Below are 19,202 nucleotides of genomic sequence, written 5' to 3' on the forward strand. Positions count from 1 at the left end.
TCGTAAACCTTTGCGCGCCGAGGGCGCGGTGTCCGCTGGGGCGCCGCGCCCTTTGCTAGTATGGGGCGGGGCGAAAGGCGCCCGGAGGCTAAGAGGTGGTTATGGATATTCCCGAGGGATACGAGGCATATTTCGGGGGCGTTGCGAGGCGCCGTGCGGAGATTTCCGCGCGCGTCGAGGCAGCGCTCGACCGGGCGGGGCGCGCGCACGACGCGGCGCGGCTCGTCGCCGTTTCCAAGACGGTCGGGGTGCCTGAGGTGCTGTGCGCCATCGCTGCCGGCTACCGGCATTTCGGCGAGAACCGGCCTCAGGAGCTCGCGCGCAAGCTCGAGGGGCTCGAGGCGGTCCCCGGCCTGCCCGCCCTGCGCTTCGACATGATCGGGAACCTCCAGAAGAACAAGATCAACGCCGTGCTGGGGCGCGCAGCCCTCATCCACTCGGTGAGCTCGCTCCATCTCGCGCGCGCCATCGCCGAGCGCGCGGCGCGGCGCATCGACGAGGGCGCCTCGGTGTCGCCGCAGGACGTCCTTCTGGAAGTCAACATCTCCGGGGAGGCCTCCAAATCGGGCTTCGCGCCCGACGAGCTCCGCTCCGCGATGGACGAGTTGCAGGGACTTCGTGGAATTCGCCTGCGCGGTCTTATGACCATGGCGCCGCGCGGGGATAAGGATAGGGCCCGGCGTACGTTCTCGGGCCTGCGGGCGCTCCGGGACGAGCTTGAGGGCGCCTATCCGTCCCTCGACCTCTCCGAGCTCTCTTGCGGGATGAGCGAGGACTTCGAGGCGGCGCTCGAGGAGGGCTCGACGCTCATACGGCTGGGCAGGGTGGTTTTTGACCCCGCCTTTGAGCTAGAATAGCAGGTACGCGGTTTTGTCCGGCGCGCGCCGGCACCGCAACGAGATTCGCACTCCATGTGGGGGAGTTGAGACACGTGGGATTGTTTGACGAGATCAAGAGCCGCCTTCCCTTCGGGCAGCAGGCCGACTACGGCCAGGATGCCTACGCCGGCGACGGGTACGACGACGGCTATGATGACGGCTACGGCTACGACGACGGCTACGATGCGCAGGACGGCGCCTACGGGCAGGCCCAGGGCTACACGCCGCAGCATCAGAGCGAGCCCGAGAGCAACGGCGTGCTCGGCCAGACGCGCCGCGGCGAGGCGGAGTCCGTCGCCGTCTACACGCGCTCCGGCAAGCTCGTCGGCGACGCCGACCGTCACGCCACCACGTACAACCCGCCGGCGCGCTCGCACGACGAGTACCGCCCCGGCGCCTATGACACCCCGTCGAGCTATGCGGCGCAGTCGCGCACCCGTGCCGCCGCGGTGCCTGCCCCCACTGCCACCGAGAGCCATGCGGCAGCGATTCTGAACGCCACTCCGCAGCTCCCCATCTTCGAGCTCCGACCCGAGAGCTACGATGATGTGGAGACGGTGGTGCGCCGCGTGCGCACCAAGCAGCCCGTCGCCCTCATCTTCGTGGGCGTGCGCACCGAGGTCGCAAAGCGCGTGCTCGACTTCAGCTATGGCTTCGCCTGCGGCCTCGGGGCATCGGTGCGCGAGATCGGCGACCGCGTCTTCGTGGTGTTGCCGCAGGGTTGCGAGGTCACCGAGTCCGATATGGCCAAGCTCCGCGCCGACGGCTACCTCAAGTAACAGGGGCTGATCACCATTTATCAAATCGCACAGCTGGTAAGCACGCTCGTAAACTTCTACGAGACGCTCATCCTCGTCTACATCATCCTCACCTGGTTCCCCCTGCGCGAGGGGAGTTTCGTCTACGACGTCGGCATGGTGCTGCGCTCGCTCTGCGAGCCGTTCCTCTCGCTCTTCCGGCGCATCATCCCGCCCATGGGCGGCATCGACTTCTCGCCGGTTATTGCAGTTCTTGCGTTAAACGTCATCGCCCGTTTGGTAATAGGTATACTGTACTAGACGCAAGCCCCGGGCGAAGCGTGTCCGGGCAACGCGAGGTAAAGGAGTTTCTCTCATGGCTATCACCCCTCAAGACATTCAGGCCCAGACGTTCTCCGAGGCCAAGCGCGGTTACGATCCCGCCGAGGTCGACGTGTTCCTCGAGCAGCTCGCTTCCGAGGTTGACGCCATGCTGTCCAAGATTGTCGATTTGAAGGGTCGCCTCACGGCGACCGAGCAGCAGCTCGCCGACGCTCAGGCCCAGCTCGCCGCCCAGCCCGCGGTCGCCCCGGCGCCCGCGCCCGCCCCGCAGCACGATTGCTCCGCCACCGAGCGCCAGATCTCCGCGGCGCTCATCGCCGCCCAGCAGACCGCCGACCAGATCGTCGCCGACGCCCAGCAGAATGCCCAGCGCATCTGCGACGAGGCTGATGCCAAGGCGCGCGACGTCATCCGTCAGGCGCTGCAGGAGAAGCAGAACGAGCTCGCCGAGATCGACCGTCTGAAGGCCTCCCGCGAGGAGTTCAAGAGCGAGTACCTGAAGCTCATCCAGCACTTCATGGACGATGCGCAGAACGCTTTCCCGTCCGACCTGCTGGCCTCCACGCCCGTGGGCTCCGCCGCCGCTCCGGTTGCCGCCCCCGCACCCGAGCCGGCTCCCGCCCCGGTCGCGGCCCCCGAGCCCGCGCCGGTCGCCGACCCGTTCGCCCCGCTCGACAACTTCGGGATGGACGACCTCGACTAACGGTTGAAACGGCCGTCATTTTTCTGAGACGCATGCGCCCCGCCCTGTGCGGGGCGTTTTTGTTTGCCGTGCGCCCGCGCGGGGCATAAGGGGACTAATCGCGGGCGCCTCCCGAGGGGCGTCCGCTCGAAGAGGGGAGTCGCGTATGGGAAGATCGTTCGGCGGCGGAGGCCGGTCGGGTGGCGGCGGTGGATTCCGCGGCGGCGGTCGCAGCTTCGGCGGGTTTTCCGGCGGTAGAAGAAGCGGCGGACGCAGCTTCGGCGCGGGGCCGTCAGGGCCGCGCGGCGGCTGGGGCTTCACGCCCCCGCGCCCGCCGCGCCGGATCTACGGCGGGGGCGGCAGCGGTCTCTGGCCGTTTCTCGCCGGCATGAGCGTGGGGCGGAGCCAGAGCCGTGCCGCGGGCGGCGCGCGGGGGACGTCGCAGGCCGCCGGGGGAGACGGGTCTCCTGAGGCCAACGGCTGCGCCAAGGGATGCCTCGCCGCCATCGTCCTCGCCATCGTCGTCATCGTCATTACCATGGCGTTCGGTTCGTTTGCCTCGTGCGCGCGCAGCGATGGGTCGGTCGGTGCCTCAACGCACCAGCGCGAGGCGCTCGCCGCCGGCACGGCCGTCGAGACGGGGTACTACACCGATGAGTCGGGTGACTGGATCCGCGACTCGGCAGCGCTCGAGCGCGGCCTCGAGACGTTCTTCGCCGAGACGGGCGTGCAGCCCTACGTCTACATCCTGCCCAACGGCACGTCGACGTCGGAGTCGGAGCTTGCCGCGCGCGCGGAGGAGCTCTACGACGAGCTCTTTACCGACGAGGCTCACTTCCTGCTCGTCTTCTGCGATGACGGGCAGGGGTCCTACACGTGCGGCTACGCCGTCGGCTCGGCGGCAAAGACCATCATGGACGATGAGGCGATCGGCATCCTCGCCGACTATCTCGACCGCAACTACCAGGACCTCTCCTTAAGCGAGGAGGAGATCTTCGCCGATACGTTCGCGCAGACGGCCGAGCGCATCATGCAGGTCACGACCTCGCCGGTTGTCTATATCGCCGGCGCCGCAGCGGTCGTGGCGATCGTCGCGCTCGTCATCTACCTCGTGCGCCGCCGCAGCCAAGAGCGTGCGGCGGAGCGCGCGCACGTGGAGGAGATGCTCAACACCCCGCTCGAGACGTTTGGGGACCAGAAACTTGACGACCTGGAGGAGAAGTACCGCTGACACCGTTTGTTGAACCGCCCGCCACATACCTGGTTGCGCGGTAGTCGATGGGGTACAAGAGGGTCTAATCGCGCGCCGCACAAGCTGCGCGCCCGGAGCGGCCGCACGGCCGCGTGAGGAGGAGCCCAAGATGGGGATGCTCGAACGTTTTGCTGACATCATCAAGGCCAACGTGAACGACCTGCTCGACCGTGCCGAGGACCCGGCGAAGATGGTCGACCAGTATCTGCGCGACCTTGCCGAGTCGCTCGCGGAGGTGAAGGAGGAGACCGCCGGCGTCATGGCCGAGGAGGCGCGCTGCGCCCGTGCCGTCTCTGAGAACCGCGCCGAGGTGGAGAAGTACGAGGGGCTCGCGCGCCGTGCGCTCCAGGCAGGCAATGAGGACGACGCCCGCACCTTCCTCGCCAAGAAGCAAAAGCTCGAGGCGGCGGGCGAGGGTCTTGCCGCCGCCGCGGCGGCGGCGCATGAGAACGCCGAGAAGATGCGCGCCATGCACGACAAGCTCGTGTCCGACATCGAGGAGCTCCGCGGGCGCCGCGAGGCCATCAAGGCCAAGGTCGCCGTGGCCAAGACGCAGGACAAGGTCAACCGGGTATCGTCGGCGGGCGACGGTGCCGCCGCTGCCATGAGCGCCTTCGATCGCATGGAGGCGAAGGCCGACGAGATGCTCGACCGGTCCAACGCCATGAGCGAGCTCGATGCCGAGCCGATCGATGCCGCGGCCGCCCTTGAGGAGAAGTACGCCGCCGCGGGCGCGACGGCGGCCGTCGACGACGAGCTCGCCCGCCTCAAGGAGGAGATGGGGCTCTAGCGCCCATCGCTGAGGTCCGTCTCGGCGCGGGCGGCGCGCGCATGCGTCCGCTCGCTCGACAATCCCGTGGATTCGGTGCCCGCCCGCACGCCCGCCGGCGGGCACCGTGCTACAATGCTCACGCGAAGCGGGCCAGACGGTCGCGCGTGCGGGCTCGTCCCGCGCGTGAGGAAAGTCCGGGCTCCACAGGGCAGCATGCTGGCTAACGGCCAGGCGGAGCGATCCGACGGAAAGTGCCGCAGAAAAGAAGACTCCCACCTGCGCGCGAGCGTAAAGGGAAAAGCTGAAACGGTGGTGTAAGAGACCACCAGCGTCGCGGCGACGCGACGGCTGGGTAAACCCCATGCGGAGCAAGCGCGAATAGGAGCGCCATGGGCCGGCCCGGTCCGCGCTCGGGTAGCGTGCGAAGAGCGACGCGGCAACGCGTGCGCCAAGATAAATGACCGTCCGCGACAGAACCCGGCTTATAGGCCCGCTTCGCATCCTTCCGGTTATCCAAACGTAAGGCAAATGTAAGGTCTTCGTAAGCTACGCACACCCGGGGTTAGTAAAAGAGCTGCATATAGGCCCAGAACAGCGGAGAGAGGCCTCCAGCTGCCTCAGCAAAATGTCAGCTCAGCATCAGAATGGCGTCAAGAATCGCTAAAATAAGCAGCGGTTGTGTCAGACGCGCGCCACCCGCGGCCGCGTGAGGGAAAAGAGCATACGTGGACTTCTCATTGACGCTGTTTCTGCAGGAGGTCGTATCGAACCCGATACTCGCGATCACCGTCCTGCTCACCCTCGGTGTTATCTTTGTAAACGGTTGGACCGACGCCCCTAATTCCATCGCGACCTGCGTGACGACGCGCTGCATGAACGCCCGTCCCGCCATCATCATGAGCGCCATCTTCAACTTTCTCGGCGTGCTCATCATGACGCACCTGAACGCGTCGGTCGCCGCCACCATCTCCAACATGGTCGACTTCGGCGCGAACACGCACATCGCCCTCGTGGCGCTCTGCGCGGCCCTCTTCTCCATCGTCGTGTACAGCGTGGGTGCCTCCATCTTCGGCATCCCCACGAGCGAGAGCCACTCGCTCATCGCCGGCCTCACCGGCGCGGCGCTCGCCACCCAGGGCGGTCTCGACGGCGTCAACATGAACGAGTGGGTGAAGGTCCTCTACGGCCTCGTGCTGAGCCTCGCCATCGGCTTCGCCCTCGGCTGGGGCATCTGCAAGGGGCTCACGCTGCTCTGCCGCAACATCGACCGCCGCCGCGCCAACGGCTTCTTCACGGGCGCGCAGATCTTCGGCGCGGCCGCCATGAGCTTCATGCACGGCGCCCAGGACGGCCAGAAGTTCATCGGCGTGCTGCTGCTCGGCGTCGCGTTCTGTAACGGTCAGCCCGATGTCTCGGGTGCGGTCATCCCCGTGTGGCTCATGATCCTCTGCTCGACCGTCATGGGCATCGGCACCTCGGTCGGCGGCGAGAAGATCATCAAGTCCGTGGGCATGGACATGGTCAAGCTCGAGAAGTACCAGGGGTTCTCTGCCGACCTCGCGGGCGCCATCTGCATCCTCATGTCCACCGTCTTCGGTATCCCCGTCTCCACGACGCACACCAAGACCAGCGCCATCATGGGCGTCGGCGCCGTGAAGCGTCTCTCCGCCATCAACTTCACCGTGGTGCGCGACATGGTCCTCACCTGGATCTTCACGTTCCCGGGCTGCGGCCTCATCAGCTTCATCATGGCCAAGGTCTTCCTGATGGTGTTCTAGCTCACCGCTCATTCGCTCCGTTTGTGCGCCCACGGCGCACGTGTTAGCAACGTCTCTGGTCGATACCGGGAAGGATGTATCCACATGGCACGGAAAAACGACGCGTTCTATTTCGATTCGTTCCGCAAGCACGCACAGCTCTCCTGCGAGGCAGCGAAGCTCCTCGCCGAGGTCATGCGCACGTACGACCCCGCCGACTTCCATCAGGCGGTCGATAAGATGCATGCCATCGAGCAGCAGGCGGACGAGGTCAAGCACGAGATCAACGACGCGCTCATCACCGCGTTCGTGACCCCCATCGAGCGCGAGGACATCGCGATGCTCTCCGAGAACCTCGACACGGTGACCGATCGTATCGAGGGCGTGCTGCACCGCCTGTATTTCGACAACATCACCGAGATTCGACCGGACGCCCTCGAGCTCGTCCAGATGATCGAGCGCGCCTGCACCGAGATGTGCGCGCTTCTCGACGACCTGCCGCAGTTCAAGCGCTCCAAGACCCTGCGCGCCCACGTAATCGCCATCAACGACACGGAGGAGGAGGCCGACCACGCCTACATCCGCGCCATGCGCAAGCTCCACACCACCGAGACCGACGCCCTCAAGGTCTATGGCTGGCATGAGGTCTACACGTTCCTCGAGTACTGCGTCGACAGCTGCGAGCATGTGGCCGACACGGTGAGCAGCATCGTCATGAAGAACAGCTAACCGGCTGCATCGCTACGGTGGGGGAGGCCCCGTCCCGTTCGTCTTGAGGTACGCTTCGCAAAAACCTCGAGACGAACGGGGCGGGGCCTCCCTGCGTTACGCTGCAGTTCGGTACAATACCGAGCGACGGCCGCGCGGCTAATCGCAAATGGCGGCGTCGCGGGACCGTGTGGTTGCAAGGAGGGTGTCGTGGAGAGCTATAGGACGCTTCGCGAGGGCGCGGAGGCCACCGGTGAGTTCGAGGACCGGCGGAGCCGCTTTATCGCGCAGCTCGTGCACGCGGCGAGCGAAAAGGATGCGGCGGCGCACGTGGCCGCCGTGCGCGCGCGCCATTACGATGCGCGCCACAACGTGCCCGCCTGGATCCTCGCAGACGGTACGGAGCGGGCGAGCGACGACGGCGAGCCCCAGCGCACGAGCGGCCTGCCCACCCTCGAGGTGCTGCGCGGCGCGGGCCTGAAGGATGTCTGCTGCGTGACGACCCGCTACTTCGGCGGGACGCTCCTCGGACCGGGCGGGCTGGTGCGCGCCTATACGGCGGCGGCGCAGGCGGCGGTTGCAGCGGCGGGCGACGCGGGCCTGATCGTCGAGATGACGAGCGTGGTGCCGATCGCGCTCGACGTAACCTATGCCCAGTACGACCAGGTGCGCGATGTGGTGGAGCGCACGGGCGGGAAGGTGGCGGACACCGCCTTCACCGACACGGTCTGCCTCTCGCTTGTGTACCGGGAGGGGGAGGAGGCCGCGTTTCTCGAGGCGGTGCGCGAGCGCTTCAACGCCGCGCTCCGCCCTGAGGTGGGGCCTCGCCGCTTCGCCGAGTTTTAGCGACCATCTGGTACTCCGGTAAAAACGAGAACGGGGCCCCTCCTTTCTGGGAGGGGCCCCGTCGCATAGGCGGAAACGAGGAATCGATGTCCCAGGGGGACGATTTAGCCCTGGTAATCCACGACGTCGATCCAGCTCATGAGGAAGTCCTCATCGACCTTGCGGCCGCGTGCGAGCTCGGAGGCAGCGACGATGCTCATCCACTGGCGGACGATCTGCATGGGCATGTCGGCGCGCTCGCAGTAGAGCTCGAGGTAGGCGTCGGCCTGCTCCTTGGACTGGAGGGCGAAGAGCAGGTAGGTCATGGCCGCGTCGGAGGCGGGGGAGCCCTGCGTGGCGTGCGCCCAGTCGCAGACATAGAGCTCGCCGTCCTCGCCGACGATGACGTTGCTCGGGTTGAAGTCACCGTGGCAGACATAGCCCTTGGACTTGAGGCCGTTCAGGCGCTCGAGCAGGTTGTAGCGCGTGGTGGCGTTGATCTGATCGAGCGAGTTGATCATGCGGGTGTACTTGTCGAACTGACGGTTGAGCTGGGTGCAGGTGTACCCGTTGATCTCGATCTGCAGATCGACGAACTGCTCGAGATACTCTCCGAAGCGCTGGGGCTCTGCCTGCATCTTCTCGGCGAGGGTGACGCCGGGGACCTTGCTCGTGATGAGCGCCCAGCCGCCATTGTCCAGCTGTGTGACCTCCAGGGCGCGGGGGCTGCGGATACCGGTCTCGTTGATGCGCGCGAGGTTCAGCGCCTCGTTAAAGATGTCGGAGACGGGCTTGTTCTCGTTGAACACCTTGGCGATCTTGTCGCCGAGGTCGTACACGGTCTTGTTGCCGCGGTGGACGATCTCGACCTTCGAATCGGGGAGAAGCATGACGTTACCGTCCTTTCATCGTTCGTTGGGAACCTTTGGCTCTATGTTACCCCGTTGCAAAAAGCGCCGTCCGCAAGATGGGGCGAACGGCGCTTTGCATTAGGTGAACGACGTGCGTTCAGATAAGCGGGCGCTTACGCCTCGTAGGACTGCGGCTCGCGGCCGTAGTACGCGTCGAGGAAGAGCTCCTTGATCTCGCTCATGAGCGGGTAGCGCGGGTTGGCGCCCGTGCACTGGTCGTTGAACGCGTTCTCGGTCATCTCGTCGAGCGTCTCGAGGAAGTACTTCTCGTCGACGCCGTACTCGGCGATGGTCTTCTTGATGCCGATGGTCTCCATGAGCTGCTCGAGCTTGGCGATGAAGTTCTCGAACACCTCGCGGTCGTCGGCGCCGGTGCAGCCGGCGTAGCGGCCGAGCTCGGCGTAGTCATGCAGCGCGTGCGGGTACTGATACTGCGAGAAGGTGCCCATCTTGACGGGCTTCTCGGCGGCGTTGTAGCGCATGACGCGGGTCAGGATGACGGCGTTGGCGATGCCGTGCGGCAGGTGATGGTAGGCGCCGAGCTTGTGGGCCATCGAGTGGTTGAGGCCCAGGAAGGCGTTGGCGAAGGCCATGCCGGCGAGGCAGGAGGCGTTGTGCATCTCCTCACGGGCGTGCGGGTCCTTGGCGCCGTTCTCGTAAGCGGACGGCAGGTTCTCGAAGACGAGCTTCACGGCGCGCATGGAGAGGCCGCGCGTGTAGTCGGAGCTCATGATCGAGACGTAGGACTCGATGGCGTGGGTCATGACGTCGATGCCGGAGGCGCAGGTGAGGCCCTTGGGCGCGGTCATGGCGTTGTCGACGTCGACGATGGCCATGTTCGGCATGAGCTGGTAGTCGGTGATGGGCCACTTGAGGCCGGTCTCGGCATCGGTGATGATGGCGAACGGCGTGACCTCGGAGCCGGTGCCCGAGGAGGTCGGGACGGCGACGAAGTAGGCCTTGTTGCCCATCTCGGGGAAGGTGTAGACGCGCTTGCGGATGTCCATGAAGTCCATGGCCATATCCTCGAAGTTCGCCTCGGGGTGCTCGTACATGAGCCACATGATCTTGCCGGCGTCCATAGCCGAGCCGCCGCCGACCGCGATGATGAGGTCGGGCTCGAAGAGCTTCATGCGCTCGACGCCCTTCATGGCGTCCTGCAGGCGCGGGTCGGGCTGGATGTCATAGAAGGCATCGTGGGCGACGCCGAGCTCGTCGAGCTTCTCCTCGATGGCGCGGCAGTTGCCGTTCTTGTAGAGGAACTGGTCGGTGACGATGAAGGCGCGCTTCTTGCCCATCGTGCGGCCGAGCTCCTCGATGGCGACGGGCGTGCAGCCCTTCTTGAAGTAGATCTTCTCGGGAGCGCGGAACCACAGCATGTTCTCGCGGCGCTCCGCCACGGTCTTGATGTTCAGCAAGTGCTTCACCCCAACGTTCTCGGAGACGGAGTTGCCACCCCAGGAGCCGCAGCCCAGCGTGAGGGACGGCTTCATGGCAAAGTTGTAGAGGTCGCCGATGCCACCCTGCGAAGACGGGGTGTTGATGACGATACGGCAGGCGGCCATGGTCTCCTGGAAGAGCTCGATCTTCTCCTTCTCGGCGGGATGCACGTAGAGCGAGGCGGTGTGGCCCGGGCCACCGGCGAGCACGAGGTGCTCGGCCTTGTCGACGGCCTCCTGGAAGTCCTTCGCGTGGTACATGGCGAGCACCGGCGAGAGCTTCTCGTGGGAGAACTCCTCCTTGAGCGGATCGGTGGAGGTGCACTCGACGATCAAGATCTTGGTCTTGGCCGGGACCTTGATGCCGGCGAGCTCGGCGATCTGGGGAGCGGGCATACCGGGGATGCGGTGATCGAGGGCGCCGTTCTTGAACATGGCGGCACGCAGGGCCTCGACCTCTTTGCCCTTCTTGACGAAGTAGCAGCCGCGGTACTGGAACTCGGCTTTGACCGCGTCGTAGACGGAGTCAAGGGCGGTCACAGACTGCTCCGAGGCGCAGATCATGCCGTTGTCGAAGGTCTTGGAGTGGATGATGGAGTTGACGGCGAGCTTGATGTCGGCCGTGTCGTCGATGACGACGGGCGTGTTGCCGGCGCCGACGCCGAGGGCGGGCTTGCCGGAGGAGTAGGCGGCCTTCACCATGCCGGGGCCACCGGTGGCGAGGATGATGTCGACATCGCTCATGAGCTTGTTGGTGAGCTCGAGGGAGGGTTGGTCGATCCAGCCGATGATGCCCTCCGGCGCGCCGGCCTTGACGGCGGCGTCGAGCACGACCTTGGCGGCGGCGATGGTGCACTTGGCCGCGGCGGGGTGCGGGGAGATGATGATGGCGTTGCGGGTCTTCAGGCAGATGAGGCACTTGAAGATCGCGGTGGAAGTGGGGTTGGTGGTGGGGATGACGGCGCCCACGATGCCGATGGGCTCGGCGACCTTGGTGATGCCGTAGGCCTCGTCACGCTCGACGACGCCGCAGGTCTTGGTGTTCTTGTACGCGTTGTAGATGTACTCGGCGGCGTAGTGGTTCTTGATGACCTTGTCCTCGACGATGCCGCGGCCGGTATCCTCGACCGCGAGCTTTGCCAGCGGGATGCGCTGCTTGTTGGCAGCCATGGCGGCCTCGTAGAAGATCTTGTCGACCTGCTCCTGCGTGTAGGTGGCGAAGACCTTTTGGGCCTCACGCATGTGCGCGAGCTTGGCCTCGAGGGCATCAACGGAGTCGATGACCTCCGGTGCGGCGGCTACCGCGTTCTTTTTCACCATGTGTCTCTCCTTGCGACTGGTGACTTACCCTACAGTCCAGATTTTAGCAAGTATGTCTTCGGTAAACGGCATAATTCCGGTAAACGGCAGATTAAAGCGTTTCATTAATTTGGAACGCTTCAATTGTAAAGACATCCTGACAAACGGACATCTTTATAGTTATGCGAGAATAGATGTGAGCGGGCGCGGGTGCCCAGGCGCTCGGCGTCCCGCGGGAGGATAGAAGGAGGATCCCTGATGGACGAGCATATGATTCCCTTGGAGGAGGCCCGGCGTATCGTGCTTGCGCACGTCGCCCCCGCCGAGGTCGTGGAGGTCGACGCATGGCGGGCGGTGGGGCTGCCGCTTGCGGAGGACGTGGTGACCGATATCGACCTCTCGCCGTTCGCCAACAGCGCGATGGACGGTTACGCGGTGCATGCCCAGGACCTGGCCGGGGCGGCAGAGGGGGCTCCCGTCACGCTCTCCGTCGTGGGGCACGAGGCCGCGGGCCATGTCTTTGCGGGCGAGGTTGCCGCCGGCGAGGCGGTGCGCATCATGACGGGGGCGCCGGTGCCGCCCGGGCTCGACGCCGTGGTGAAGTACGAGGACGTGACGGTTGTCGAGGGCGACGGGGCCGAGGGCTCCCGGGTCGCCTTCGCGACCCCGGCGCCTGTGGGCGCGAACATCCGCGAGGCGGGCCTCGAGGCGCGCGCCGGAGAGGCGGTCCTCTCGGCGGGCGAGGTGCTCACCGCGGCGGGCGCCGGGCTCGCCGCCTCGGCGGGATGCGCGCGGGTGCGCGTGCGGAGGGCGCCCGTCGTGGGCGTCCTCTCCATCGGCACGGAGCTCGTCGACCCCGCCACGGTGCCGGCGCGCGGACAGATTCGCGACGCCAACTCGGCTGCCATCCTGGCGGCGGCGCTCGACGCCGGCGCGGAGCCGCGCTTCTTCGGCGCGGTGCCCGATGACGAGGCCGAGATCGCGCGCGCCATCCACGCTATGGTGGAGGCGTGCGACTTCGTGGTGACGAGCGGCGGCGCGTCGGCGGGCGACTACGACTACGTCGAGGCCATCGCGCGGCGCGAGGGCACGGTGCTTTTCGACCGCATCTCGCTCAGGCCGGGCAAGGCCATCACGTTCGGGCTCATCGGCGGGACGCCCTTCCTCGGGCTCTCGGGGAATCCCGCGGCGGCGTGCGTGGGCTTCGAGATGCTCGCGCGCCCGGCGATCCGCGCCATGCGGGGGCATGGGGCTCTCGCGCGGCCCGTGCAGGACGCCGTGGTGACCTCCCGTGTTAAGAAGGGCCAGCAGCGCCGCTTCTACGACCGGGCGGTCGTCGCGCGCGACGCCGTGACGGGGGCGCTCACGGTCGACCACTCGTTCTCGCAGAACTCGGCGCTTCTGGGCACGCTTCAGCACGCCAACTGCCTCCTCATGGTGCCCGAGGGGCTCAAGGGCTACGAGCCGGGCGACAGGGCCGCGGTCGTGCGCATCGATCTGCCGGAGGGGGCGGTGCTCTGATGGACATCAGGATCGCGATCATAACCTGCTCGGACACCCGGGATATCGCGCGCGACGAGGCGGGCGCGGCGCTCGAGGGGCTCATCGCCGGCGCCGGCTGGACGCTCGCGGGCCACGTCGTCGTGCGCGACGATGAGGACGAGATAGCCCGCGCCATCGTGCGCGCCGTCGACGAGGCGGGGGCCGACATCGTCATCACCTGCGGCGGCACGGGGCTCTCGCCGCGCGACGTGACGCCGGAGGCGACCGCGCGCGTCTGCCCGCGGGACGTCCCCGGCATCGCCGAGGCCATGCGCGCCTACTCCATGACCAAGACGCGCCGGGCGATGCTCTCGCGCGCCCGCTGCATGCAGCGGGCGGGCGCGCTCGTGGTGAACTTCCCCGGGTCGACCCGTGCGGCCACGGAGTGCTGGGAGGGCATCGCCGATCAGTTCGAGCACGCCGTCAAGATGAGCGCGGGAGGCGGTCACGGGGCGCCCGCCGCCGGGGGCGCCGCCCGCGCGTAGCGGGGGTGCGGCCAAGACGCCGGCGCTTCACAATTATTCTCGAACGAGTATAATGACGCCATGGGCATTCGGGCCCGTCGCCATGACGGGCGGGGGAAAGGAAGCTCCTATGGACAACATGATGGTCTCGCGCCGCGGCCTCGCGGCACTCGGCGTCGCCGGCATCGCCGCCTCGACGCTCGCCGCCTGCGGCAACACCTCCGCGCCCGCCGAGGGCAGCGCGGAGCCCGCGGGGAGCGCGCCCGCCGCGACCTCGGACGTCGAGCTCCAGATCTTCGCCGCCAACTCGCTCGAGAAGGCCATGCCCGAGGTCGAGAAGCTCTACACCGAGCAGACCGGCGTCACCTTTGCCGACACGCAGTACAAGGGGTCGGGCGACCTGGTGGAGCAGATGCGCGGCGGCGCCCCCGTCGACATCCTCATCACCGCCTCCGCCGGGACCATGGACGACGCCGAGGAGGCCGAGCTCGTCGACGCCGCCACGCGTCAGGACATGTTCACCAACGAGCTCGTGATCGTGCGCGGCGAGGGCGCGGACGTCGAGATCGCATCGCTCGAGGACGTCCCCTCGGTCGAGGGCAACATCGCCATCGGCGAGCCGGGCGCGGTGCCCGCCGGCAAGTACGCGAACCAGGCGCTCGCGAGCGTGGGCCTCTACTCCGAGGCCGAGGGGGAGGGCGGCGCGTACGACGCCTCCATCGCCGACCGTATCTCCGTCGCCGACAAGGTAGGCACCGCCGCGCAGTGGGTCTCCACGGGCGACTGTACCATCGGCTTCGTCTACACCTCCGACGTCTACCGCTATGACGGCATCGAGGTCGCCTACACCACGCCCGCCGAGAGCCACAAGCCCATCGTCTACCCGGGTGCCGTCGCCGCGGGCTCCGAGAACGCCGACGCCGCGGCCGACTTCCTCGCCTTCTGCATGGAGAACGAGGACGCCCTCGCCATCTGGGCCGAGTACGGCTTCGAGCTCGCGTAGTGCAGGCGTGCCAGGTGACGCCCGCAACCTATAACCGGATCGTGGTCGCGCGCGGCCCCCTCGCAGGGACGGGGCCGCGCACCCGCATGCGCCTCCCTCTCGCCGCGGCGCTCGCCGTGCTTGTCGCGCTCGCGCTCTCGCTCGCGGCGCCGGCGCCGGCGCGCGCGGACGGCGCCGGGGGTGCCGAGGTCGCCGAGGAGGGGGTGGCCGTCGACACCGCGGCGGGCATCGGCATCCGGTCGTTCACCCGCTATCAGAAAGGCGCTCAGCGCCCGGTCGACGGGACGGACATCGGCTACCGTTACCCGCAGCCCGAGGGCGCGACGCTCACGGTGCTCGTGACCGAGACCGACCTCATCGTCTACCTCGACGCCGAGGCCGCGTCCGAGGCGGGCCTCGATACGGGAGACGAGGGGGACGTCGCCGCGCTTCTCGCGCTCGTGGAGGACCTCGACGAGGAAGCCTCTCGCGGCGGGGCGCTTCTGCGCGACGTCGCCGCCGGCCTCACCCTCACCGTAACGACCGAGCGCAGCGTCGAGATAGGGCCCTATCGGTACCTCTTCGCGCACGATGCGGGCGGGCGCGCCTACTGCGCCGTCCAGCCTGCGGGCGACCTTGCGGGCCGGGAGCCGAGCGCCGCGGCCGAGGCGGCGGGGCTCGACCTCTCCGCCGGCGCGCTCTGGTGCGACGCCGCGCGCCTCGTGCCCGCATCCGAGGTGCCGCTCGCCGCGCCCCCCGGCCCGCTCGAGCAGCTGCAGGCGTTTTTCGCCGACGTCGACTACCGGCCGTTCTGGGTGTCGCTCAGGACGAGTGCCGTCGCGCTCGCCATCACGTTCGTGCTCGGCCTCATCGCCGCCTGGCGGACGATGGGGACGTCGAGCCGCCTGAAGGGCGTGCTCGACTCCGTCTTCACCATCCCCATGGTGCTGCCGCCCACGGTGTGCGGCTTTCTGCTGCTGCTCCTGTTTGGGCAGGCGACCCCGGTGGGCCAGTGGTTCATCGCGCACGGCGTGTCGCTCGTCTTCACGTGGGAGGCCGCCGTCATCTCCGCCGTGGTGGTGAGCTTCCCCCTCATGTACCGCACGGCGCTCGGCGCCTTCGAGTCGCTCGACGCCTCCATGCTCGACGCGGCCCGCACGCTCGGCTGGTCGGAGGCGCGCATCTTCTGCCGGCTCATGATGCCGCTCGCCTGGCCGTCCATCGCCGCCGGCACCGTGCTCGCCTTCGCCCGCGCCATGGGGGAGTTCGGGTGCACGCTCTTTTTCGCCGGCAACTACGCCGGCATCACGCAGACGATCCCCATCGCCATCTATTTCGAGTGGATGAGCGGCAACACCGACGTGGCGCTCTTCTGGGTCGTCGTGGTCATTCTCATGAGCTTTGCCGTCGTCCTCTTCATCAACCTCTATACCGCCCGCAGCCAGCGCTTCCGCGAGCGCGGCGGAGTGGTGCCCCGGCGGGCGCGGCGCGCGGGCGGGGTAGATGGGCCCGCCGACGAGGCGGCCGAGGCGGGCGGCGATGCGCTGCGGATCGACGCGCAGGCGCTGCGCGAGCTCATCCGCGCCTCCGCCGCCGACGCAGACGGGGGCGGCGCCCCCGGTACCGGGGAGGTGAGCTAGATGTCGCTCTCGCTCGCCATCAAGAAACGCTACCCGGGGTTCGCGCTCGATATCGCGCTCGAGGCGGGCGACGAGCGGGTGGCGCTGCTCGGCGCCTCGGGTTGCGGCAAGAGCTGCACCCTGCGCTGCATCGCCGGGGTGGAGACCCCCGATGAGGGGCGCATCGTGGTGAACGGCGTCACGTTCTTCGACTCCGCCGCGCGCGTGAACCTCTCGCCGCAGGAGCGCAAGTGCGCCCTGCTCTTCCAGAACTACCAGCTCTTCCCGCACCTCACCGTGGGGCAGAACGTCGAGGCCGGTATGGACCGTGCGCTCTCGGCGGCGCGCCGGGCCGACCTCGCCCGGCGCTACCTCTCGCTTTTCGGCATGGCGGGCTATGTCGACCGCTACCCCGCGCGGCTCTCGGGCGGCCAGCAGCAGCGCGTGGCCCTCGCCCGCATGATCGCGGCGCACCCGGGCATCTACATGTTCGACGAGCCCATGAGCGCGCTCGACGCCTACCTCAAGAGCGCCCTCGAGCAGAACCTGCTCGACCTCTTCGACGTGCTCGACGCCACGGTTCTCTACGTGAGCCACGATATCGACGAGGCCTGCCGGCTGTGTGAGCGCATCGTCGTCATGCACGAGGGCCGCGTGGCGGAGGAGGGGACGCCTGCCGGCCTCATGCGCCGCCCGCAGACGCTCGCCGCGCTGCGGCTCACCGGCTGCAAGAACACGAGCCCCGCCCGCAAGGCGGGCGCCACCGTGGTCGAGGCGCTCGATTGGGGCATGACGTTCGACGTCGGCGCGCCGGTGCCGGACGATGTGGCCTTCGTGGGCGTGCGCGCATCCTATTTCCATCAGGACAACCGCGTCGAGCGGGGGCGCAACAGCTACGACCTCACCGTCGCGCGCGTGAGCGATTCGCGCTTCGAGCGGCTGGTGCTTCTCGATCCGCCGCGCGCCGACTCTCCGAGCCGCCTGCAGTGGAAGATCGACCTCAGGAGCGCCGCGCCCGAGGACCTGCCGCGGCAGGGCGACGTGCTGCGCATGCATTTCGACGCGCGCCGCATCCATCTCATTCGCGGCTGAGGTGCGCCCGCCGCGGATGCGCGGGTGTCGCCCCGGGGCCGTTGCCGCTACAATGGGGCAAACTGTGCGGACGCGGCTCCGCACTCCCCCCCGGCGATGCGAGGTGCACCCATGCGCGAGCTCAACTGTTTTGGCGAGACCTGTCCCAAACCCGTCATCCGTGCGCTCAAGGCGCTCGGCGACCCGGCGGCGGCGGGATCGGTGCGCGTGCTGGTGGATAACGAGGTCGCCGTCGAGAACCTCAGGCGCCTGGCGGCGAGCAAGGGGGCACAGGCAGACGTCGCCTGCCGGGAGGGCGGCTGGGCCGTCGAGATAACCGGAGCGCCCCTTCCGGCCGCCCCCGGCGGGGAGGCGGCCGAGGCGGGTCTGCCGGAGGGCATCGTCTGCCCGGCGCCCGCCCCGGTCTCGCCGCCGGCCGCCGGGGAGGCGCCCACGGTGCTCGTGGGCGCGAACGTCCTCGGCCGCGGCAACGACGAGCTCGGCGGCGTCCTCATGCGCGGCGTGCTCTTCGCGATGGCCGAGCGCGCCGAGGTTCCCCGTCGCCTCATCTTCTACAACAGCGGCGCCCTCCTCACGTGCGAGGGGTCGCCCGCCCTGGATGACATCCGCGCGCTCGCGGAGCGCGGGTGCGAGGTGCTGACCTGCGGCACCTGCCTCGATTACCTAGGCCTCAAGGATGCGCTCGCCGTCGGCGGCGTCACGAACCTCTACGCCATCACCGAGGCCATGCTGGGGGCGGGGAAGGTCGTCACGCTGTGATCTACCTCAACTGCGCCGCCACCTCCGTCGCGCGCCCGCCGTGCGTGGGCGAGGCCGTCTGCGCCGCGCTCGCGGGCGCGGGCAGCGCTGCGCGCGGTGCGGCGGGGGAGGACCTCGCCGCCGCGCGGCTCGTCTTCGACGCGCGATGCGAGCTCGCCCGGCTCTTCGGGTTCGACCATCCCGAGCGCATCGTCTTCACGCACAACGCGACGCTGGCGCTCAACCAGGCGATCCTGGGCACCGTCCGCCGTGGCGACCATGTGGTCGCGACGGCCTACGAGCACAACTCCGTGCTGCGCCCGCTCAGCTATCTCGCGCGCGAGCGGGACGTCGCGGTCGATATCATTCCCGTCGAGCCCACCGGCGCGCTCGATATGGCGGCAGCCGAGAGGCTCATCACCCCGGGCACGCGCCTCGTGGCGATAAGCCATGCCTCCAACCTCACGGGCGCCGTCCTCCCGGTGGCGCGGATCGCGCGCCTGGCGCACGACGCCGGAGCGCTGGTCTTGGTGGACGCCGCGCAGACCGCGGGCGCCCTGCCCGTGGACTGGGGGGAGCTGGGGGCGGACCTTCTCGCTTTCACCGGGCACAAGGCGCTCATGGGCCCCACGGGCACGGGCGGGCTCATCGTCGGACCATGCGTGGAGGTCGCGCCGCTCGTGCACGGGGGCACGGGAGTGCAGAGCGCCCTCGACGACCAGCCCGACGCCTACCCGGAGCATCTGGAGGCGGGTACGCTCAACACCGCCGGTATCGCCGGCCTCGCCGCCGCCGCGCGCTTTGTCGCCTCGGCCTCGCCCGCATCGATCCACGGGCGGCTGCAGGGGCTCCGCGCCCGCCTCGTCGAGGGGCTTGCGGCGGCGCGCGCGGTCCGCGTGCTCGGCGCGCGCGACGGCATGGAGCACCTCGCCACGGTCGCCCTCACCGTCGGCGACCTCGACGCGGCGCTCGTCTCGGACCGCCTCGCCTGCGACTTCGGGATCGTCACCCGCTCAGGGCTCCACTGCGCGCCGCGGGCGCATGAGGCTCTGGGGACCCGGGAGCGGGGCGCGGTCCGCCTCTCCCTGGGGTACTACACGACCGAGGACGAGGTCGACCGGGCGGTCAGCGCGGTCGCGGCCATCGCCCGCGAGGGGGTCTGA

Annotated in this window: 18 protein-coding genes and 1 other RNA gene; 17 read left to right on the top strand and 2 right to left on the bottom strand. The window is 68.2% G+C overall.

The features are described 5' to 3' along the window. Positions 1 to 101: 101 nt before the first annotated feature. From B5F70_RS00260 to B5F70_RS00305, 10 genes are all read left to right on the top strand, one after another. Positions 102 to 857, top strand: coding sequence for a YggS family pyridoxal phosphate-dependent enzyme (locus tag B5F70_RS00260; RefSeq protein ID WP_087203566.1), 756 nt, complete (start codon positions 102 to 104; stop codon positions 855 to 857). 74 nt (positions 858 to 931) lie between these two features. Further along, entirely contained in the window at positions 932 to 1,657 is a 726-nt protein-coding gene (locus B5F70_RS00265; RefSeq protein WP_087203567.1) for a cell division protein SepF, read from the top strand. Positions 1,658 to 1,690: 33 nt separating this feature from the next. Then, the gene (locus B5F70_RS00270) at positions 1,691 to 1,936 is read left to right on the top strand and encodes a YggT family protein (protein ID WP_256363441.1); all 246 of its coding nucleotides are present in this window, start codon (positions 1,691 to 1,693) and stop codon (positions 1,934 to 1,936) included. Positions 1,937 to 1,991: 55 nt separating this feature from the next. Then, entirely contained in the window at positions 1,992 to 2,660 is a 669-nt protein-coding gene (locus tag B5F70_RS00275; protein WP_087203569.1) for a DivIVA domain-containing protein, read from the top strand. A 145-nt stretch (positions 2,661 to 2,805) separates the two neighbouring features. After that, positions 2,806 to 3,870: a hypothetical protein gene (locus B5F70_RS00280; RefSeq protein ID WP_087203570.1), complete on the top strand. Its 1,065-nt coding sequence runs from the start codon at positions 2,806 to 2,808 to the stop codon at positions 3,868 to 3,870. A gap of 130 nt (positions 3,871 to 4,000) precedes the next feature. Next, the gene (locus B5F70_RS00285; RefSeq protein ID WP_087203571.1) at positions 4,001 to 4,681 is read left to right on the top strand and encodes a PspA/IM30 family protein; all 681 of its coding nucleotides are present in this window, start codon (positions 4,001 to 4,003) and stop codon (positions 4,679 to 4,681) included. Positions 4,682 to 4,805: 124 nt separating this feature from the next. Further along, positions 4,806 to 5,164: RNase P RNA component class A (rnpB, locus tag B5F70_RS00290), an RNA gene on the top strand. 224 nt (positions 5,165 to 5,388) lie between these two features. Beyond that, complete coding sequence (locus B5F70_RS00295; RefSeq protein WP_087203572.1) at positions 5,389 to 6,441, top strand: inorganic phosphate transporter; 1,053 nt, start codon at positions 5,389 to 5,391, stop codon at positions 6,439 to 6,441. Between the two features lie 84 nt (positions 6,442 to 6,525). Then, entirely contained in the window at positions 6,526 to 7,149 is a 624-nt protein-coding gene (locus tag B5F70_RS00300; RefSeq protein ID WP_087203573.1) for a DUF47 family protein, read from the top strand. A 189-nt stretch (positions 7,150 to 7,338) separates the two neighbouring features. Then, a complete protein-coding gene (locus B5F70_RS00305; RefSeq protein WP_087203574.1) occupies positions 7,339 to 7,974 on the top strand; it encodes a YigZ family protein in 636 nt (211 codons plus the stop codon). A 104-nt stretch (positions 7,975 to 8,078) separates the two neighbouring features. Here B5F70_RS00305 and B5F70_RS00310 read toward each other — a convergent pair whose 3' ends face one another. Beyond that, positions 8,079 to 8,843 (bottom strand): aminoglycoside phosphotransferase family protein, encoded by a 765-nt coding sequence (locus tag B5F70_RS00310; RefSeq protein ID WP_087203575.1) that lies wholly within the window; start codon positions 8,841 to 8,843, stop codon positions 8,079 to 8,081. 134 nt (positions 8,844 to 8,977) lie between these two features. Next, positions 8,978 to 11,623 (bottom strand): bifunctional acetaldehyde-CoA/alcohol dehydrogenase, encoded by a 2,646-nt coding sequence (gene adhE / locus B5F70_RS00315; protein WP_087203576.1) that lies wholly within the window; start codon positions 11,621 to 11,623, stop codon positions 8,978 to 8,980. Positions 11,624 to 11,860: 237 nt separating this feature from the next. Between adhE and glp the strand changes: the two genes are divergently transcribed. The 7 genes from glp (at position 11,861) to B5F70_RS00350 (ending at position 19,202) form a co-directional block, all read left to right on the top strand. Continuing rightward, positions 11,861 to 13,123 (top strand): gephyrin-like molybdotransferase Glp, encoded by a 1,263-nt coding sequence (gene glp / locus B5F70_RS00320; protein WP_087203577.1) that lies wholly within the window; start codon positions 11,861 to 11,863, stop codon positions 13,121 to 13,123. Continuing rightward, positions 13,123 to 13,629 (top strand): MogA/MoaB family molybdenum cofactor biosynthesis protein, encoded by a 507-nt coding sequence (locus B5F70_RS00325; protein ID WP_087203578.1) that lies wholly within the window; start codon positions 13,123 to 13,125, stop codon positions 13,627 to 13,629. The genes glp and B5F70_RS00325 overlap by 1 nt, the downstream gene beginning before the upstream one ends. A gap of 109 nt (positions 13,630 to 13,738) precedes the next feature. Beyond that, a complete protein-coding gene (gene modA / locus B5F70_RS00330; RefSeq protein WP_239463004.1) occupies positions 13,739 to 14,611 on the top strand; it encodes a molybdate ABC transporter substrate-binding protein in 873 nt (290 codons plus the stop codon). Positions 14,612 to 14,697: 86 nt separating this feature from the next. Then, a complete protein-coding gene (gene modB / locus B5F70_RS00335; protein ID WP_087203860.1) occupies positions 14,698 to 16,230 on the top strand; it encodes a molybdate ABC transporter permease subunit in 1,533 nt (510 codons plus the stop codon). Continuing rightward, on the top strand, positions 16,231 to 17,301 hold the full coding sequence (locus B5F70_RS00340) for an ATP-binding cassette domain-containing protein (RefSeq protein WP_087203579.1): 1,071 nt from the start codon (positions 16,231 to 16,233) through the stop codon (positions 17,299 to 17,301). Positions 17,302 to 17,412: 111 nt separating this feature from the next. Then, complete coding sequence (yedF, locus tag B5F70_RS00345) at positions 17,413 to 18,060, top strand: sulfurtransferase-like selenium metabolism protein YedF (RefSeq protein ID WP_158094895.1); 648 nt, start codon at positions 17,413 to 17,415, stop codon at positions 18,058 to 18,060. Beyond that, a complete protein-coding gene (locus B5F70_RS00350) occupies positions 18,057 to 19,202 on the top strand; it encodes an aminotransferase class V-fold PLP-dependent enzyme (RefSeq protein WP_087203581.1) in 1,146 nt (381 codons plus the stop codon). The genes yedF and B5F70_RS00350 overlap by 4 nt, the downstream gene beginning before the upstream one ends.

The sequence above is a fragment of the Collinsella sp. An268 genome (assembly GCF_002159765.1).
Classification (GTDB): domain Bacteria; phylum Actinomycetota; class Coriobacteriia; order Coriobacteriales; family Coriobacteriaceae; genus Coprousia.

Excerpts from the sequence above, each read along its gene's own strand:
- B5F70_RS00260 (WP_087203566.1), top strand. The coding sequence starts at position 102 with ATGGATATTCCCGAGGGATACGAGGCATATTTCGGGGGCGTTGCGAGG.
- B5F70_RS00275 (WP_087203569.1), top strand. The coding sequence starts at position 1,992 with ATGGCTATCACCCCTCAAGACATTCAGGCCCAGACGTTCTCCGAGGCC.
- B5F70_RS00280 (WP_087203570.1), top strand. The coding sequence starts at position 2,806 with ATGGGAAGATCGTTCGGCGGCGGAGGCCGGTCGGGTGGCGGCGGTGGA.
- B5F70_RS00285 (WP_087203571.1), top strand. The coding sequence starts at position 4,001 with ATGGGGATGCTCGAACGTTTTGCTGACATCATCAAGGCCAACGTGAAC.
- B5F70_RS00300 (WP_087203573.1), top strand. The coding sequence starts at position 6,526 with ATGGCACGGAAAAACGACGCGTTCTATTTCGATTCGTTCCGCAAGCAC.
- B5F70_RS00310 (WP_087203575.1), bottom strand. The coding sequence starts at position 8,843 with ATGCTTCTCCCCGATTCGAAGGTCGAGATCGTCCACCGCGGCAACAAG.
- adhE (WP_087203576.1), bottom strand. The coding sequence starts at position 11,623 with ATGGTGAAAAAGAACGCGGTAGCCGCCGCACCGGAGGTCATCGACTCC.
- glp (WP_087203577.1), top strand. The coding sequence starts at position 11,861 with ATGGACGAGCATATGATTCCCTTGGAGGAGGCCCGGCGTATCGTGCTT.
- B5F70_RS00325 (WP_087203578.1), top strand. The coding sequence starts at position 13,123 with ATGGACATCAGGATCGCGATCATAACCTGCTCGGACACCCGGGATATC.
- modA (WP_239463004.1), top strand. The coding sequence starts at position 13,739 with ATGGACAACATGATGGTCTCGCGCCGCGGCCTCGCGGCACTCGGCGTC.
- modB (WP_087203860.1), top strand. The coding sequence starts at position 14,698 with ATGCGCCTCCCTCTCGCCGCGGCGCTCGCCGTGCTTGTCGCGCTCGCG.
- B5F70_RS00340 (WP_087203579.1), top strand. The coding sequence starts at position 16,231 with ATGTCGCTCTCGCTCGCCATCAAGAAACGCTACCCGGGGTTCGCGCTC.
- yedF (WP_158094895.1), top strand. The coding sequence starts at position 17,413 with ATGCGCGAGCTCAACTGTTTTGGCGAGACCTGTCCCAAACCCGTCATC.